The sequence below is a fragment of the uncultured Pelagimonas sp. genome (assembly GCF_947498515.1).
Lineage (GTDB): Bacteria > Pseudomonadota > Alphaproteobacteria > Rhodobacterales > Rhodobacteraceae > Pelagimonas.
The window spans coordinates 57,592-74,882 of record NZ_CANMKO010000012.1 but is presented as its reverse complement, the minus strand read 5'-3'; the positions used below and the strand labels follow the sequence as shown (position 1 = coordinate 74,882).

Sequence of the window (17,291 nt, the reverse complement as noted above, 5' to 3'; positions counted from 1 at the left end):
TATGTCCGACCATCTTGCCCCCTTGCGCAAAGCGCCCGGAATTGTCCGTCTGCACGGTCATCGCGCCGCGCGCGGCATCTTGCCGGAAAACACGATGATGGCGTTCCAACACGTGTTTGACACCGGGGTACAGGTGGTCGAACTGGATGTTTTATCAACCGCTGACGGCGTTCCCGTCATCACCCATAATCCGCGTCTGATGGCCGCCTCGACTCGTGGCCCGGATGGGCAATGGTTGGCGGGCGAAGGGCCGCGGATTTACGATCTGACCTTTGAAGAGCTGCAACGCTATGACATCGGCGGATTGCGGGCCGGGACCGATTACGCCAATCGCTATCCCGATCAGGCCTTTTTGACCGGTCAAACGGTGCCGAAACTATCCGATTTGGCCGAGATGGTGAACCAACCGAACTATGACGGCGTCTGGCTGAACCTTGAGGTCAAAAGCCACCCCGACGAGCCGGAGAACACGCCACCGTTGATGGAATACACCGCATCAATCGTCGACGTTTTGGAACAACACGACCTACTAAATCGCGTTATCTTTCAAAGCTTTGATTGGCGTATCCTAAGTTGTGCAAAAAACATCGCCCCCGATCTGCCCCGCTCTCATCTCAGCTATGAGGCCAAACCTAATGCCCCTATGGATGCCAATATCCTCGACGGATCTGACTGGATGGCGGGGGCGTCACGGGCCGATCACGGCGGGTCTCTTCCGCGTTTGATCGCGGCCATGGGTGGCTCGGTTTGGTCGCCCTATTTTGCCGACATTCGTGCCGAAGAAGTCGCGTTGGCCCAAGAGCTTGGCCTGATCGTCAACGCCTGGACGGCCAATGAGATCGCTGATGTTCAAGCCGCGATTGATGCTGGTGTTGACGGGATAATCACCGACTATCCCGGCCGGGTTCAGCGTCAATTATTGGCGCAAGGGCTAAGTTGGCGTGAGGATTTCCGTCCTTTCGCGCAAGCAGGTTAACCTTTGGATTTTACGAAAGAAATATCCACGGATTGGGCCTTTGATCGCTACGAAGCCATCCGCCCGCGTCTCCCGGTTGCCACATTTCCCAAAACCTCGCGCCATGCAGACAACCTTGCCGACTTGGCCGAGCATTTTGACGCCTTTGTCCTTGATGCCTTTGGGGTTCTCAACCGGGGTGAAGAACCGGTTCCCGGCGCGCCCAGCCGAATTGCTGAACTCCGCAAGATGGGCAAAAAGCTTATCGTTTTGACCAATGCAGCCAGCTATACGCGCGATCAACTGCTTGAAAAATATCACCGTTTGGGGTTCGACTTTACCGCGGCCGAAGTTATTTCGAGCCGTGACGTTGCGCTGGCCTCGCTTCCTCTGCTCCCCGGTGATCGCCCATGGGCGGCGGCCTCACTAGCACACGATAGCTATTCCGACAGCACGGTTTCACTGCAGTCCTTGCATGACACCCCCGACCTTTATGAGCGCGCCGGTGGGTTCATTTTACTCTCAAGTGGCCGTTGGGTCGATGCCGATACCAACCGTCTTATCGACGCACTAAGACGCGAGCCGCGCCCGTTGATCGTAGCCAATCCGGACCTAGTTGCACCACGCGACACAGGGTTGAGTATTGAACCGGGCACCATCGCCCATGACATCGCGGATTCGACCGGTATCCAGCCGTCTTTCTTTGGAAAACCTTTTGGAAACGCCTTTCATGTCGCTTCTTCGCGATTGCAGGGCGTTCCAAGTCGTCGCATTGCCATGGTTGGCGATACGCTGCACACAGACATTCTAGGTGGGGCCGCCGCCGGGTTCGGCACGGTTTTGATCACTGATCATGGGTTGTTTCAAGGGCGTGACACCGCGCCTTTCATCACCCGCTCGGGCCTTTGCCCCGATTGGATCGTCCCCACAACCTGAGGCCGCTGGCCCCGCATTAACAACGACAAGAGGCACGAACGCCCTGATTACATTCCTGATTCATATCGCCGGAGCCGCAGCGCTTTTGATCTGGTCCGTGCGCCTTGTGCGCACCGGGGTCGAGCGCGCCTTTTCCGTGCAACTGCGCCTATGGTTGCGCCGCTCGTCCCAAAGCCGCATCCTTGCCGCCGCCACCGGAATGGTGGCCGCCATGATGTTGCAAAGCTCAACCGCCGTGGCGATGTTGGTGTCCAACTTCGCTGCCAAAGGGGCGCTGACCGGGGCGGTTGGTTTGGCGATATTGCTGGGGGCTGATCTAGGATCGGCCATTGTGGCTCAGCTGCTGCTGGTCAAACAAACATTGCTGATCCCGGCTCTATTGCTGGTTGGTACAGTCCTTTTTCTCAAGTCAAGTCAACGCCGTCTGCGCCAAACTGGGCGCATCTTGATCGGCTTGGCGCTGATCTTCGTGTCGCTCGACATGCTACGTGCCGCCACCGCCCCGATTATGGATAGCCCCGGCGCGCTCAGCATCCTGACCTATCTTCAGGGTGACCTTTTGTCGGCCTTTGTGATCGGTGCGCTTTTTGCATGGATGGTGCATTCTAGCGTCGCCGCGGTGTTGGTCTTTGTCACAGCTGTCAGCCAAGGCGCGCTTCCGGTTGAGGCTGCGATGGCTATGGTTCTGGGGGCCAATCTAGGTGGGGCGATGATCGCGTTTATCCTGACCCTCGCCGCGCCGATGCCCGCCCGTCAAATTGTCATGTCGAACCTTGTCCTGCGCGGCGGCGGGGCGGTCCTTGTGCTTGCCGCTCTGATCTTAACCCCAACCACGTTTGACTGGCTCGGGCAATCGGGGGGCGGCCGTGTTGCCAATCTCCATCTGGCTTTCAATGCTGTGCTTTGCATTCTGGCCCTGCCATTCACTCAAAGCCTGCACCGGTTGGTCAGCCGGATGATGCCGCATTCCTCACCGGATGACCAAGTCCGCGCCACGGCGCTTGACGACGCGGCGCTAACGCATCCAAGCCGCGCGCTTGGCTGTGCGGTCCGGGAATCTTTGCAAATGGGTGTGCGGATCGAGGACATGTTGACAGCTGTCAACTCTCTCTACATGTCGTGGGATAACACAACGCGCGCTACCATTCATGCGCATGAACAGGCCGTCCGCGACATTCAGACAGATGTAAAACTTTACCTCGCCAAACTGAACCGCCAAGAGCTTGATGACGAGATCATCAAGGGCGCGATGGACCTATCGCTATTGACAACCAACCTTGCTGCGGCGGCGGATTTGGTTGGGAGGCGCATGGTTCAACTGGCGTCAAAAATGGAACATGAACAGCTTAGCTTTTCTGCCGAAGGGCAACGCGACATTGCCGATTTCTATGACCGTGTTCTGGCCAATGTGCAGCTTGCTCTTAACGTGATGATGACCCGCAACCCCGACGAAGCCCGCGAGCTGGTGGCCGAAAAGGACAACATTCGCCGGATCGAACAAGAGCTGCAACTCAAACACCTCGGCCGTCTCAACCACGGGCAAATCGGCAGTATCGAAGCCAGCAATATCCATCAGGAAACCCTGCGTGTTTTGAAACAGGTCAACACCTGTTTCGCCATGACGGGCTATCCGATTTTGGAGGAAACAGGCGACCTTTTGGAAAGCCGCCTGACCGATACGCAGGTTTCGCGCTAATTACATCCGCTGACCCGCGTCATCAAAGAAGAAGCGTTTTTCAGCTGGGGCCGAAACACGTAGTTCATCCCCGATCCGCGCGCCATGTTGTCCAAACAAGCGCAGGGTGATGTCATGATCCCCAGCCTTGAGGATCACATTGGTGTCGCCCCCCAAAGCTTCGACATGGGTGACGGTGCCGCTGATGTCTCCGACGGCATCAACACGCAGATCCTCGGGGCGAATGCCAAGGGTGCGCGGGTCAGCGCCATCCACCAGAGAGGCCGGCAGAAAGTTCATCGACGGGGCCCCGAGGAAACCGGCGACAAACTGATTGGCTGGGTTGTTGTAAAGCTCCATCGGGCTGCCGACCTGTTCGACGCGACCATCGCGAAGCACGACGATTTTGTCGGCAAGGGTCATGGCTTCGGTCTGATCATGGGTCACATAGATCATCGAGGCCGACAGTTGCCGGTGTAGGTTTGAGATTTCAATCCGGGTATTCATCCGCAGCGCCGCGTCGAGGTTCGAGAGCGGTTCATCGAACAAGAATAACTTGGGCTGACGGACGATGGCGCGGCCAATGGCGACACGCTGACGTTGCCCCCCCGAGAGTTCCGAGGGGTAGCGAGTGAGATACTCTTCGAGGTTGAGCATACGCCCCGCTTCGGCCACACGGGCGTCGATTTCCTCTTTGCTTTGGCCCTCTTGCTTGAGCGCGAGGGTCATGTTGCCCCGCACGTTGAGATGCGGATAAAGTGCGTAGCTTTGGAATACCATGGCGATGCCACGCTTGGCCGGAGGGGTGTGATTGACCACCTCGCCACCGATTTCAACGGTGCCGGAACTGGCGTCTTCTAGCCCGGCGATGACGCGCAGCAAGGTGGATTTACCGCAGCCCGAGGGGCCGACAAAGACGACAAACTCACCGTCTTCGACCTCAAGGTTGATGTCTTTGAGCACATGGGTTTTGCCAAAGGATTTGTTGACGTTTGTGAGGGACAAGGCGGTCATTGGGTGGTCTCCTTGAGCGGGGCAGATAGCGCAACAGGCGCGCCCGTGCGGATGCTTTGATCGGCGGCAAGGCAAATCGCCAGCGATTGCACCGCGTCATTCATGTGTCGGGTTAGGTCGATGTCTTCGACAATGGCGCGGATCATATAGGCCTGTTCGGCGTCACATAGATCTTGATGACCCGGTTCATCGGGCAGGTCGATCAGCGTGTCACCATCGGGGCGATGCACCAAAAGGCCACCCACGGCGGTGTGCCCGTCAATATCGGCCGAGGCCCCTTTGTTGCCATCGGTGATGGACACCGAGCCATTTGGGCTCACGACGTCTTTGACGAAAAACGCGGTTTCCGACATCATCGGGCCCCAGCCCGCTTCGTACCAGCCAACCGATCCATCATCGAATATGACCTGAAACTGGCCGTAATTGTACATATTGGGGTCGATCTCATCCGACAGGCGCAGGCCCATGCCATGCACGCGCACCGGCGTGGCGTCGGTGATCTGACACATGACATCGACGTAGTGCACACCACAATCCACGATCGGTGATGTGGTTTGCATGAGCGCTTTGTGCGTTTCCCATTCCGCGCCAGAGCTTTGTTGATTGAGGTTCATGCGAAAGACAAACGGGCCACCCAAATTGAGCGCCTCTTGGATCAGACGGACCCAAGATGGGTGATGGCGCAGGATATAACCGACCACCAATTTGCGCCCTGTTGCCTTGGCCTTGGCGGTCACGCGGGCGGCATCGGCAACGGTCATCGCCAGAGGCTTTTCGACAAAGACATGCGCCCCGGCCTCCATCGCGGCAATGGCGAAATCGGCATGAGTTTCGGTGTAGGTGGCAACAACGACAAGATCGGGTTTGGTATCGGCCAGCGCCTGATGGAAGTCCGCAAAGATTGGGTAAGATTGCAGATCGCGATGGCCAACGGTGCCCGAGCGACTTACCAGCCCGACGATCTGGGAAGCTGGGTGGGCATGGTGGGCTAAGGCATGGCTTGCCCCCATATTGCCAAGCCCAGCGATGAGAACGCGCAGGGTCATTTCACCACCTCGGGTTCATTCAGGCAGCTAATCATCTGATTGCCATATAGAATGTGTTCGGCCCGCGTCGCGCACATTGCCCGCAACACCGTGTTGTAGACCGGGATCATACGCCGGTCACATTCCGGTTTCTTGGGGTCCACAACCGCAACAATTTCGACATTATGAGTGCCAAAGAGCCATTTCTGACCGCTGTTCGATTGGTCTTTGGCACAGGGACAAACAAGGGCAACAACGCGTTTGGTCATTTCACCGCCCCCGATGTCAGGCCGCGGATCAGCTGGCGCGAGAAGATCACATAGAGGATCAGCACCGGTAGGATCGCCATCGACAAGGCCGAGAGCACCGCGTTCCAGTCGGTGACAAACTGGCCGATAAAGACTTGTGAGCCGAGGGTGAGGGTTTTGACCTCTTCCGCCGGGGCAAGGATCAGCGGGAACCACAGGTCGTTCCAGATCGGGATCATGTTGAACACCGCGACGGTGGCCATGGCCGGGCGCACGAGGGGCAGGACGAGGCGGAAGAAGATGGTGTATTCGGACAAGCCGTCGATACGACCGGCGTTTTTGAGGTCTTCGGAAACCTGCCGCATGAATTCCGAAAGGATGAAGACCGCGAGCGGCAACCCCTGGGCCGTGTAGACAAGGATCAGCGCCCAGAGCGTGTTCACCAGCCCAGTTTGCACCATCATTTCAAGGATGGCGACGGTGCCGATACGGATCGGGATCATGATGCCGAGCGCCAGATAGAGACCCATCAACATGTTGCCTTTAAAGCGATATTCGCTCAGCGCATAGGCGGCCATGGCCCCAAAAAGCAGGATGAAAAACAACGAGCCAACGGTGACGATAAAGCTGTTTTGAAAGTAGAGAAAGAAATCGCCCTGTTTCAGAACGGTTTGATAGCCAACCAGTGAAAAGCTTTCGGCATCTGGCAGGGCCAGCGGTTCGCGAAAGATCTTTTTGCGGGTCTTGAAGCTATTGATCAGGATCACAAAAACCGGAAACAACGCGATGAGCGTGTAGGCGATCAAGGCACCATGCATGGCGATGGCGTTGAACGGATTTGAGCGTGCTTTGTTCATCTTTTCGCCTCCTTACAGCTGATACCGGCGCATCCGGGTTTGGATGCCGAAGAGATAGATACAGACACCCACCAGAATGATCGCGAACATGGCGCTGGCGATAGCAGAACCCATATGCGGATCACCAAGCTGAAGCTGGAAGCCAAAGAAGGTGCGATACATAAAGGTGCCGAGGATGTCGGTTGAGAAATCCGGTCCAGCAAGCGCACCTTGCACAGAGTAAATTAGATCGAAGGCGTTGAAATTGCCCACAAACGTCAGGATTGAGATGATGCCGATAGAGGGCAGGATCAGCGGCAGTTTGATCTTCCAAAAGGCCGAGGCCCCGGTGACACCGTCAATTTCACCCGCTTCTAACACCTCCTCTGGGATGGTCAGAAGGGCGGCGTAGATCAGCATCATCGGGATGCCGACATATTGCCAGACCGAGATCAGCGCGAGGGTGGTCAGCGCGTATTCCTCTTTACCAAGCCACGGAGCGAACAGCGATTTCAGGCCAACCGCGTCAAGCATCGACGGCGCGATGCCCCAGATCGGCGATAGGATGAGTTTCCACGCAAAGCCGACAATCACAAAGCTGAGGATTGTCGGAATGAAGATGGCCGAGCGATAGAGCGCGGCAAACCGTAGGCGCGGGTGGCTAAGAACAGCGGCCAAGGCGATGCCAATCGGGTTTTGCACCAGCATATGGACGACAAAGAACCAGAAGTTATTGCCCAAGGCGTTCCAAAATTGTTCCGACCAGATTGGATCAAGGAACAGGCGTTGGAAGTTTTCCAAGCCGACAAAGACGCGTTCTTGGTCGATCTTGGAAAAAAGCGCCAAGCGTAACGTGTTGAAAAGCGGGAAAATCATCACAGCGGTGTAGACCAGCACGGCAGGAGCCAGAAACACGACAATGTGCCAGCGAAAGCGAGGGCGATCCATGGGGAACCTCCGGTTAGAGTGGTCCGGGCAGGGAAACCCCGCCCGGATCGTCAGCAGTTAAGGGGAGGATTTACTGCTGTGGTGCGTACCAAGATGCGAGGCCGTCTTGCAATTTGGCACCAAGGTCCGCCGGAGCCGAGGTGCCTTTGATCGCGGCGACGGACGCGCCCCATGTGTCGTTTTCGAGGTTCGGCGTGCCACGCGACAGGATTTGATAGGTGGAGCGGATGGTGCTTTCGCATTCACCGCGCCAGCTTACAAATTCCTTGGCGAGCGGATCTTCGAGCTCAACAGGTGTGTTGGACAGCGGGAAGAAACCCGGAAGCGCATTGCCAAAGATCGACGCAAATTCAGGCGATGCCACCCAAGTCAGGAAGGCTTTGGCCGCCTCAGGGTTGGCCGTCGCGGCGTTCATGCCGATGCCGATATCGGTGTGGTCTGAGATATAGCAGGTGTCGCCAGCCGCCATGACCGGGGCCTTGAACGCGCCCATTTCGAAATCAGCCTGTGCATTGAAGCCGGTGATTTCCCAGCTGCCGGCCGGATAGATCGCGGCACGGCCAAGGGTGAACAGGTTTTGGCTATCGGGATAGGTCTGCGCCTCGTAACCGTCGCCAAGATAAGGGGCCCATTTCGCCAATGTTTCATAGGGTTTGGTCCATGCGTCATCGGTCAGCTTCTGCTCACCTTTGATCAGCGCAAGACGCCCCTCTTCACCTTTCCAGTAGTTTGGACCAATGTTGTTGTAGCCCATTGTGGCGGCTTCCCACTGGTCATTGGTGCCCATGGCCATCGGGATATAGTTGCCGTCTTTTTGGAAGGCATCCAGCGCGGCAAAGAACTCAGCTTCGGTGGTAGGAACCTCGACGCCGACCTCGCTAAAGGCCTCTTTGTTATAGATAAAACCGTGGATGACCGACGCCATTGGCACACAGAAGCTTGCCGAGCCATCATCGGTTTGCCAGGCCGATTTCGCCACATCCGAAAAATTGCCCATGGCTTCCATGTCGGCAAGATTGGCGAGATGACCGGCATCATAAAGCGCCAGAGACGCGTCGAATGGGCGGCAGGTGATCAGATCACCGGCGGACCCAGCATCGAGTTTGGAATTCAAAACCGCGTTGTATTCGGTTGGGGCCGACGGGGTGAAATTGACCTTGATGCCGGGGTTGGCGGCCTCAAAGGCCGGGATGATCTTGTCCTGCCACAGGGTCAGGTCATCGTTGCGCCAGCTTTCGATGTTAAGCGTGACATCCTCGGCCATCACGCTTGTCGCGGTTAGGGCCGTGCTGGCCAATGCCAATAGTAGAGCCTTGCGTTTCATGGTTTTCCTCCCAGTTATTTTGGTATCGTGTCGTGTGAGTGTAGCCGCGCGATAGCGGGACCAAGGTGACCCTGCGACCGTATCAATGCGGCGCGGGCCAGTTCGGGTGATTGCGCACCCAAAGCGAGAAGACAGGCGATTTTGACGTCACCACCAGAGCGGGTCAAAGCCGATGCTGCGGTGGCCTCATCAACCTGAGTGACTTGGCGCACGATGCCGCGCGCTCGGGCCAAAAGCTTGAGATTGTCGGCCTTTAGATTGACCATCAGCCCCTGATAAACATGGCCCAACTCAACCCCCATGAGGGTAGACAGCGTGTTGAGCGCTATTTTCTGGGCTGTCCCTGCGCCCATGCGGGTCGATCCCGAAAGGACTTCGGACGGGGTGTCGAGGGCGATGGCATGGTCCGAGGTTTCGAACAACAATGCCTGTGAATTATTGGCGATACCAATGACGGTCGCACCGCCTGCACGGGCCAACTCAGCGGCGCGCAATGTGTAGGGCGTGCTGCCGCTGGCGGTGACGGCGATGAGGCAATCACGATCCGAAACGTTGGCGAGAAGGACAGGCAGTTTGTCGACCTCATCCTCGACATCACCGGGCATATGCGCCGTGGTTGGAACACCGCCCGCCATGAGAATTTCGATTTGGGCAACGGGAATACCGAACGTGCCACCAAGCTCCATCGCGTCGGCGGCGACCATCAGGCCCGACGACCCCGCCGCGACATAATAAAGCGTCCCACCATTGCGAAGAGTTTTCGCCATGGCGCTGGCACCGGCACGGATCACGTCACGACAGGCCAAAACACAACGCGCCGCGTCCACCTGATTGGACACAAGCGCGTCGGTTGCCACATCAATCGTGGCGACATCAAGTGTAGATGCAAGTGCGTGCAACTGTTCCGTCTTGAGCGTCAAAGCGCGATTCCCCCTCTGTTGACCATAAGCATACCCTTTGAATACCAATTGTCTACCATTTTTTCACATATCGGTTTTCTCATCCTAATTCTCGCTTTTTTCGGCAACTTGGTATTCTTTCGGCCTTTCATTTTGCGCAAAGGTATTATATAGGTAGCATCATGACCAGACCACCCGAGATACTTGCCATTGATGGCGGCGGCACCCGATGCCGCGTTGCCTGTGAGGTAAACGGCCAAAGATTCCAGTTTGAATCCGGCAGCTGCAACGTGACCTCTGACCTTGATGGGTCCGTCACGCAAATCATGCGCGGATTGAACGGCTTGGCCGCTGAGATAGGTGCCGAGGAAGCCGACCTTTTGAACATTCCGTGCTACCTCGGGCTGGCCGGCGTCACCGGCGCTGAGAAAGCTCAAGAGGTTGCCGACCGCCTTCCGTTTCAACATGTGCGAATCGAAGAAGATCGAGCACCCGCCGCGCGTGGTGCCCTTGGTCGCCAAGATGGAGCCTTGATCCATTGCGGCACTGGGTCGTTTCAAGCCTTTCAAGTTGATGGGCATGCCCGTTTCGCCGGTGGCTGGGGTGCGCGTTTGGGGGATGAGGCCTCGGCGCAATGGGTTGGGCGGCTGGCGTTGTCGGTAACGCTCGAAGTTCAGGATGGATTGCATCCGGCCAGTGATCTGACCCGTGGTTTGATGGATCATTTCGGCAATGCCACCGAGATCGTCGCCTTTGCCGCCACCGCCGATGCCGCCGCATTTGGCCGCCTAGCACCGCAGGTTACCAAGGCCGCCGCCGAAGCCGACCCTTTGGCACAAGCGATCATGCAACGCGGGGCGGATCGGCTGGCCTTTGCGCTCGCACATCTGGGATGGACATCGGACATGCCTGTGATGCTCACCGGCGGGATCGCCCCTAGCTTTGCCCCCTATTTTGACGCCCCTCTGCAAGCGGCGCTAACCCCGGCGAATGGCACGCCAATCGACGGTGCCATTTCACTCGCCCATGACTTCAGAAAGGAGATCACGGGATGACAGTAGCGGAGTTTCTCGCCCCCGACGCTTGGCTTTCGACCACCGCGGGCCCGCGCTATGTTCAATTGCGCCGCCGCTTGGAACAGGGCATCGAAGAAGGTGTTTTGCCTGCCAATAGCTCGCTCCCTCCGGAACGCGAATTGGCGGATATGACTGATCTGTCGCGGGTCACCGTGCGAAAAGCCATCCATGAGCTGGTCAGCAAAGGGTTGATCGTGCAACGGCAGGGGTCCGGTTCCTTTGTGCGTGAAGCCGAGGCCAAGGTTGAACAATCCCTGTCACATCTGACGTCTTTCACCGAAGATATGAGCCGCCGCGGTATGGAAACCACGTCAAGCTGGTTGGAACGCGGGATTTTCATGCCCTCGCCCGACGAAGTCATCGCGCTGGCCTTATCGACAGGCGACTCGGTGGCGCGGATCACCCGTTTGCGCGAAGCAGGGGGGCGGCCGATGGCGATTGAACGCGCCGCCTTGCCTTTGGACATTCTGCCCAATCCGCTGGAAGTCACCACATCGCTGTATGAGCTGCTCGAAGCCAGCGGCCACCGCCCCGTGCGCGCGGTTCAAAAGATTTCGGCGATCAACCTTTCCGCCAAAGATGCCGAGCTACTTGGCGTGGCCGAAGGCAATGCCGGGCTGAGTATCAAGCGCACCTCTTTTCTCGAAAACGGGCGCGTGGCCGAATACACCCAGTCGCTATATCGCGGCGATGCGTATGATTTTGTTGCCGAATTGCGGCTATCCAACTCTTCCAACGGGCGAGGTTAACCATGTCCACCACACAAACTCAAATGCGTCGTGAGATCGAAGAGATTCCGACAGCGGTTGATCGTCTTTTGTCTACGAGCGCAGGCGCAATTGAAACCGCGATCAGCAAAATCGGCAATGACGTGCCGTTTTTGATGTCGGTGGCGCGGGGGTCATCGGACCACGCCTGTGCCTTTTTGAAATATGCCTGCGAATTGGAATTGGGCCTTCCGATGGCGTCGGTCGGACCTTCGGTGGCGTCGATTTATGGGGCCAAGCTTAGGGTGCCAAACGCGGTCTGCATTTCGGTATCGCAATCGGGCAAAAGCCCCGACATTGTCGAACTCACGCGGGCAATCACCGAAGGCGGGGCCACCAGCGTCGCGATCACCAATGATGCCACGTCGCCCCTTGCAAACACCGCAACCGCCACCTTGCCAATTTGCGCCGGGCCCGAGCTTAGCGTCGCCGCGACCAAGACATTTGTGACCTCGCTTGTGGCCGGGCTATGGTTGCTGGCCGAGTTCAAACAGGACCAAGAGTTGGTCAAAGCCATTCGCGCCCTGCCCGAGCATTTGGAAAAAGCCATTGCCTGTGATTGGACCGTTGCGGCCAATGCGATCACCGGTCAATCGGTTCTGACGCTTGGGCGCGGGCCGTCCTTTGCGATCTCGAATGAGGCGGCGTTGAAGTTCAAGGAAACCTGTCAAATTCACGCCGAAAGCTATTCTTCGGCCGAGGTTATGCATGGCCCGGTGTCGATCGTGGAACGCGGGTTCCCGGTGATCGGGTTTGCCGCAAGTGATGCCGCCGAGGATTCGTTGATTGAGGTCGCTGATGCGTTGACCGAAAAAGGCGCTCTGGCCTTTGTCACCAGCAAAAAGGCCAAGAAAGCCATCTGTTTGCCGCATCAACGTACCGATCATTGGCTCACCGATCCGATTTCAACCATTGTGTCGTTTTACACGATGGTCGAAAAGGTCTCGACCGCGCGCAATATCAACCCGGATGCACCGCGCCACCTAAACAAAGTGACCGAAACGGTATGACCCAGACGCGCCAGATTTTCCGCGGCGGCCCGATTTTTGACGGCGACCAGATGCTAATGGATCACCGGTTGATTGTTGCCGGTGACACGATTGTTGCACTGGAACCGGACCGAGGGGATGGCGCAGCTGGTGACGTGGTTGAGTTGGGCGGTGATGTTTTGTCGCCCGGCTTTGTTGATCTTCAGGTCAATGGCGGCGATGGGATCATGTTCAATGACGCGCCTGAGGTCGAAACCCTTCGGCGCATGGGTCGGGCACATGTTGGTTTGGGCGCGACGTCGATTTTGCCAACGCTGATCACCGACACCGCCGAACAGACGCGCGCCGCCATTGATGCGGCCAAAGCAGCCATCGCCGAAGGCGTTCCCGGTATCGCCGGATTACACCTTGAGGGGCCGCATTTGTCGGTCACCCGCAAGGGCGCGCATTCCGCTGGGTTGATCCGAGAGATGGCACCGGAGGATTTGGACGCCTTGCTGGCCGCGGCCCGTGATTTGCCCGCATTAATGATCACCGTTGCGCCGGAAAACGTCAGCTTGGACCAGGTCGCGGCGCTTGCCGGGGCGGGGGCGATTGTCTCCTTGGGCCATAGCAACGCAGATTTCGCCACATGTTCGGAGTATGTTCGGGCAGGTGCGCGCTGTGTCACGCATTTGTTCAACGCCATGAGCCAGATGGGCAATCGCGAACCCGGATTGGTTGGCGCGGCGCTCGCCCATGGCGATTTGTCCGCCGGTCTGATCGCTGATGCCATTCATGTGCATCCGGCAACGATCCGCGCGGCATGGGATGCCAAACAAGGGCCGGGTGAGATTTTCCTTGTAAGTGATTCAATGGCTTGTGCGGGTAGCATCGCGCAGAGTTTTGAAATTGACGGGCGCAAAGTGTTGCGCCGCGATGGGCGTTTGACGCTGGAAGATGGCACCTTGGCGGGGGCCGATCTGGATTTGGTCACTGCGATACGTGTTATGGTGCAAGAGGTGGGCGTTCCGCTAGCCAATGCGCTGCGCGCAGCAACATCCGTTCCGGCGAAGTTGGCCGGATTGGACGCCGGACACTTGGCACCCGGAACCAACGCGGTCCTCATCCGCATCACACCGGATTTCACGTTGCGCGCCTAACACCCGCTTGACCGCCCCGCGCACCGGCCCCATCTTTCGATCATGTTTCTTGAACTTGCCCTTCCCAGCTTGGCCTTGATGGTTTTGGCCGTGGCGATCCCGCGTGTGATCGAGCCGTTTTTACCCGAAACCCTTCCCGGTATGGCCGTTTTGGTTTTGATCTCGGCGTTGATCTTGTGGCTTGCGTCGGCCATCGGATTTGCCCTTCTTTACCGATTGGAAAACCCGCAGGTTGCCGAACTGCTGTTTTCCAACTCCGATGGCACACGGCATTTTCTAACCTTAGGGGCCAAAGCCGGGGTGATTTGGGGGCCGATCCTTGCCCTTGTTGCGTCCACAACGCCACGCCGCTGGAAAACCAACACTTGGTAACCCGCCACATGGTTGAATTTGGCCAAACCTGCTATCACCTGACTAGGTGAAGGGGAAAGCCATGATCGCGCTTGGGCGTTTGTTGATAATCGGGCTAGTGGTGCTGTCGGTGGTCTACTTGATCACCCTGCTCCGGCTGCGCGCGCAAAAACGCGCCGAGCTCGAAGACGAATGGCGCGATGTCGGGCAACCCGGTGATTTGGACACATTTGTCGACGCAGGCCTTGAAAAACATCAGAAACTGCGGCGCTGGTCGCTGTTTGCGCTGGTCTATGGGCTGCCAATCTGCATTGTGGCGATCATCATCTATCTGACGAATTTCCACTAAGAGGGGCTGGGTATGGCATATATAAAATGGGCGTTTATCATCGTGTTTTGGGTCTTTGTCGCGGCCTTTTTGCACTACACCCTACCCCAGCATGACATCGTGCGGATCACCGACACCTATGAAAAGCGTGTTGATCCCGGTGAAAACAGCCTGTTTTGGGCGCAGGCCGATGTGGGCAGCGACGGAACGCTACCGACACGCGATGTGTTCTTTATCCAGACGGTCGACGTTGATGGCGACATCATGGTCTATCGCAATGAAGACACCGGTTGGGGTTGGCCACCGTACTTCAAGTTCGACACCTCGAACCTCTATGCCGAGGCAAGCGACATGAAGTCGACTGCCGACGCACCGCGTTGGGTTGCCGTGCGTCACTATGGGTGGCGCAACGAGTTTATCTCGATCTTCCCCAACGCCTTGTCCGTACGCGAAGTCGAAAGCCCCGATACGCAAATCATCCCGTGGATGAACATTGCGATCCTTGTCACTTTGTTCGCTCTGTTCTGGGCCGTTCGGGTGCGGTGGAAACGCTTTCAGGCCAAGCGGATTGATCCAGTGGTTCAAAGCGTTGAAGACAAAATCGATGATGGCGGCGATTGGTTGAAAGAGACCTTGGGCACCGACAAGAAGAAGACCTAAAGCCCCTCAATGTCCTCTTGGCAAACCTCCCGGTCGATCTGCATCAGTTCGACCGGGGCGCCGTTGACCTCGATAAAGGCGACGGTTAGGCCCGGAATTGGATCATTGGGTTCTATGATGACCTTTTGGCCCAATAGCGCGGTGGCAAGGTCTTGGACCTCAAACGCCACATGGGCAACGGTTTTGACCAGATCGGGATAGGGCGCGCCATCATCGTAGCGCTGCCATTGAATGCCGAACGGATTGTTCTTGTGATCGCTGACCGTCATCGCCAGATCAGGCAGAGGAATTTCGCCCTCAAACCGATCTGTCGTCGGAATATCAACATGGTTGAACTTCATCACATCGCCCCCCAAGGTTTTACGCACCTTAGGGGCGACACGGCACGGTGCAACACGCCGGCCCTCACGTCTCCGTGTTAACGTTTGCCGTAATAGAGGCCAACAACGTGTTCGGCCTGCGCAAAGAACAACCAACGCGCCACAACAACCCCGGCCAGATGCGACAAGGCCGCAATGATAGCCAAGAGATGATGCGGGTTTGTCAGCAAGATAAGCAACGGCAAAACCGCCATCAGGCCCAAAGCAATCAGGCGTAGTTTATCGCCATGCTTGCGCCCGACCACATAGACAAATTCGTTGAGCAGATAGTTGGTGCCGGTATGAGGCGGTTCAAAGGCGCGGACCTTGCCACGATCACCAAGGCCGGTGGCGGTCCCCATGGTCGAACCAGCCTCGTCAAAACGTTGATCCCCCTGCCAGAACCAATAGGCCTGAACGCAACCGGCAACAGCGATCAGGAAAATCGCGGTTGAGATTTTGCCCGCCAAGAGCGCGCCGCCGCCAAGCGACAGAGCAAAGAACAAGATCGGCGTTGACCAGTGGTGCCAGCGCGGCACGGTCTTGAGCTGGGTATAGATCATCGACGTGGTGCCGACCGTCGCCAAACAAGCCAACGCCCCGAGCCAGCCAAGGATGCCAATATGGGTGTCGAAAATGATCAGGAAGAAACCATAGAGCCCCATCAAAACAAGGGCGGATACGGCGGCCCATGCCTCGCGGCTAAGCCAGCTTGAGCGCCATTGGCTAAAGGCTTTGAGCGCGCGTTCCGGGCGGCCAAGGTGAAAGGTTGAGGCCATGAGCCCACCGATGGTCAGGGCGAAGGCAATCAGGAAAAAGGTAAAACCAACCCAGCCACGGCTCGGGTCGGGGTCAATACCCAGCCAGAACAACAGACCAAGGCCAAGGCCGGACAGGGTGGTAAAGACGATAACGGAGGGAGCTGGATGCATCAGATTTTCTCCAGTGCTTTGTCGAGCCACCCAAGGAAGCCCTGTGGTTCCTGTGCGACGGGTTCAAGCCATGGGGCAAGCACGTCGACCTCGCCCTCCCAACTGTCTTTGGGACGTGGGGGCAGGTACTTGTTGACCGGCTTGGTGCCCTGTTCGGGCATCAAATCCATGCCGCCGCGTTCGGCGCTAAGTTTCGAGACGTTGCTGTCTGGATCGGCGAAATCACCAAAATGACGGGCCCCGGCGGGGCAGGTCCGGACACAGGCCGGTTCGCGATCTTCCTCGGGGAGGTTTTCATTGTAGATGCGGTCAACGCAGAGGGTGCATTTTTTCATCACCCCTTCGGCGGCGTCGAGTTCGCGGGCACCATAAGGGCAGGACCACGCGCAAAGGCCACAGCCGATACAATCGCTTTCGTTTACCAAAACGATGCCGTCTTCGACGCGCTTGTAGCTTGCCCCGGTCGGGCAAACGGTCACGCAGGGGGCATCGTCGCAGTGCAGGCAGGATTTGGGGAAATGCACCAATTGCGCAGCGCCCTGATCGGGCTGGACCTCGTAACTATGGACGCGGTTGAGAAAGGTGCCAACCGGGTCGGCACCATATGGATCTTGATCCGAAAGCGGTGCCCCGTAGTTTTCAGTGTTCCAGCCTTTGCAGGAGATCACACAAGCATGGCAACCGACACAGGTATCAAGGTCAATAACAAGGCCAAGCTTGCGCGTTGTGGTTTCGGGAAGTGAGGTCATTGGTCGGCCTCCGGTGTTGGCTGTGTTGCGATGTGGCGCACGGGGGCCAGCCCCCGAACCCCCGGAGTTTTCTTGGCA

Annotated in this window: 20 protein-coding genes; 10 read left to right on the top strand and 10 right to left on the bottom strand. The window is 57.4% G+C overall.

What is annotated here, in order from left to right:
* Nucleotide 1: 1 nt before the first annotated feature.
* Genes Q1A43_RS19505 through Q1A43_RS19495 form a run of 3 tightly spaced genes read left to right on the top strand, consistent with a single transcriptional unit; the run spans nt 2 to nt 3,587 of the window.
* The gene (locus Q1A43_RS19505; protein WP_299938015.1) at nt 2-976 is read left to right on the top strand and encodes a glycerophosphodiester phosphodiesterase; all 975 of its coding nucleotides are present in this window, start codon (nt 2-4) and stop codon (nt 974-976) included.
* A 3-nt stretch (nt 977-979) separates the two neighbouring features.
* Nucleotides 980-1,891 (top strand): HAD-IIA family hydrolase, encoded by a 912-nt coding sequence (locus Q1A43_RS19500; protein ID WP_299938012.1) that lies wholly within the window; start codon nt 980-982, stop codon nt 1,889-1,891.
* Nucleotides 1,827-3,587: a Na/Pi cotransporter family protein gene (locus Q1A43_RS19495; RefSeq protein ID WP_366944279.1), complete on the top strand. Its 1,761-nt coding sequence runs from the start codon at nt 1,827-1,829 to the stop codon at nt 3,585-3,587. Before Q1A43_RS19500 ends, Q1A43_RS19495 begins: the two co-directional genes overlap by 65 nt.
* Here the strand turns inward: Q1A43_RS19495 and Q1A43_RS19490 are convergent, their stop codons facing one another.
* From Q1A43_RS19490 to Q1A43_RS19460, 7 genes are all read right to left on the bottom strand, one after another.
* A complete protein-coding gene (locus tag Q1A43_RS19490) occupies nt 3,588-4,580 on the bottom strand; it encodes an ABC transporter ATP-binding protein (protein ID WP_299938009.1) in 993 nt (330 codons plus the stop codon).
* A complete protein-coding gene (locus Q1A43_RS19485; protein WP_299938007.1) occupies nt 4,577-5,626 on the bottom strand; it encodes a Gfo/Idh/MocA family oxidoreductase in 1,050 nt (349 codons plus the stop codon). The genes Q1A43_RS19490 and Q1A43_RS19485 overlap by 4 nt, the downstream gene beginning before the upstream one ends.
* The gene (locus Q1A43_RS19480) at nt 5,623-5,874 is read right to left on the bottom strand and encodes a hypothetical protein (RefSeq protein WP_299938004.1); all 252 of its coding nucleotides are present in this window, start codon (nt 5,872-5,874) and stop codon (nt 5,623-5,625) included. Before Q1A43_RS19480 ends, Q1A43_RS19485 begins: the two co-directional genes overlap by 4 nt.
* Nucleotides 5,871-6,710 carry a carbohydrate ABC transporter permease gene (locus Q1A43_RS19475; RefSeq protein WP_299938001.1) on the bottom strand — a complete coding sequence of 280 codons (840 nt, stop codon included), beginning with the start codon at nt 6,708-6,710 and terminating at the stop codon, nt 5,871-5,873. Before Q1A43_RS19475 ends, Q1A43_RS19480 begins: the two co-directional genes overlap by 4 nt.
* 12 nt (nt 6,711-6,722) lie before the next feature.
* The gene (locus tag Q1A43_RS19470) at nt 6,723-7,637 is read right to left on the bottom strand and encodes a carbohydrate ABC transporter permease (RefSeq protein WP_299937999.1); all 915 of its coding nucleotides are present in this window, start codon (nt 7,635-7,637) and stop codon (nt 6,723-6,725) included.
* 70 nt (nt 7,638-7,707) lie between these two features.
* Entirely contained in the window at nt 7,708-8,961 is a 1,254-nt protein-coding gene (locus tag Q1A43_RS19465) for an ABC transporter substrate-binding protein (protein WP_299926975.1), read from the bottom strand.
* Between the two features lie 14 nt (nt 8,962-8,975).
* Complete coding sequence (locus Q1A43_RS19460; protein ID WP_299937996.1) at nt 8,976-9,881, bottom strand: N-acetylmuramic acid 6-phosphate etherase; 906 nt, start codon at nt 9,879-9,881, stop codon at nt 8,976-8,978.
* Between the two features lie 161 nt (nt 9,882-10,042).
* Between Q1A43_RS19460 and Q1A43_RS19455 the strand changes: the two genes are divergently transcribed.
* From Q1A43_RS19455 to Q1A43_RS19425, 7 genes are all read left to right on the top strand, one after another.
* A complete protein-coding gene (locus Q1A43_RS19455) occupies nt 10,043-10,915 on the top strand; it encodes a BadF/BadG/BcrA/BcrD ATPase family protein (protein ID WP_299937993.1) in 873 nt (290 codons plus the stop codon).
* Complete coding sequence (locus Q1A43_RS19450; protein ID WP_299926966.1) at nt 10,912-11,685, top strand: GntR family transcriptional regulator; 774 nt, start codon at nt 10,912-10,914, stop codon at nt 11,683-11,685. Before Q1A43_RS19455 ends, Q1A43_RS19450 begins: the two co-directional genes overlap by 4 nt.
* A gap of 2 nt (nt 11,686-11,687) precedes the next feature.
* Complete coding sequence (locus Q1A43_RS19445) at nt 11,688-12,713, top strand: SIS domain-containing protein (RefSeq protein WP_299926963.1); 1,026 nt, start codon at nt 11,688-11,690, stop codon at nt 12,711-12,713.
* Nucleotides 12,710-13,834: an N-acetylglucosamine-6-phosphate deacetylase gene (gene nagA / locus Q1A43_RS19440; RefSeq protein ID WP_299937990.1), complete on the top strand. Its 1,125-nt coding sequence runs from the start codon at nt 12,710-12,712 to the stop codon at nt 13,832-13,834. The genes Q1A43_RS19445 and nagA overlap by 4 nt, the downstream gene beginning before the upstream one ends.
* Nucleotides 13,835-13,876: 42 nt before the next feature.
* Nucleotides 13,877-14,206 (top strand): hypothetical protein, encoded by a 330-nt coding sequence (locus Q1A43_RS19435; protein ID WP_299937987.1) that lies wholly within the window; start codon nt 13,877-13,879, stop codon nt 14,204-14,206.
* Between the two features lie 61 nt (nt 14,207-14,267).
* Entirely contained in the window at nt 14,268-14,534 is a 267-nt protein-coding gene (locus Q1A43_RS19430) for a hypothetical protein (protein ID WP_299937984.1), read from the top strand.
* Nucleotides 14,535-14,546: 12 nt separating this feature from the next.
* Nucleotides 14,547-15,173, top strand: a complete 627-nt coding sequence (locus Q1A43_RS19425; protein WP_299937982.1) for a DUF1523 family protein — start codon at nt 14,547-14,549, stop codon at nt 15,171-15,173.
* Here the strand turns inward: Q1A43_RS19425 and Q1A43_RS19420 are convergent.
* The 3 genes from Q1A43_RS19420 to Q1A43_RS19410 all read right to left on the bottom strand — a co-directional run bounded on the left by Q1A43_RS19420 (nt 15,170) and on the right by Q1A43_RS19410 (nt 17,213).
* Nucleotides 15,170-15,514 carry a hypothetical protein gene (locus Q1A43_RS19420; protein WP_299937979.1) on the bottom strand — a complete coding sequence of 115 codons (345 nt, stop codon included), beginning with the start codon at nt 15,512-15,514 and terminating at the stop codon, nt 15,170-15,172. The two genes, Q1A43_RS19425 and Q1A43_RS19420, sit on opposite strands and share 4 nt — an antisense overlap.
* A 77-nt stretch (nt 15,515-15,591) precedes the next feature.
* A complete protein-coding gene (locus Q1A43_RS19415) occupies nt 15,592-16,464 on the bottom strand; it encodes a DmsC/YnfH family molybdoenzyme membrane anchor subunit (RefSeq protein WP_299937976.1) in 873 nt (290 codons plus the stop codon).
* The gene (locus Q1A43_RS19410; RefSeq protein WP_299937974.1) at nt 16,464-17,213 is read right to left on the bottom strand and encodes a 4Fe-4S dicluster domain-containing protein; all 750 of its coding nucleotides are present in this window, start codon (nt 17,211-17,213) and stop codon (nt 16,464-16,466) included. Before Q1A43_RS19410 ends, Q1A43_RS19415 begins: the two co-directional genes overlap by 1 nt.
* Nucleotides 17,214-17,291: the final 78 nt, after the last annotated feature.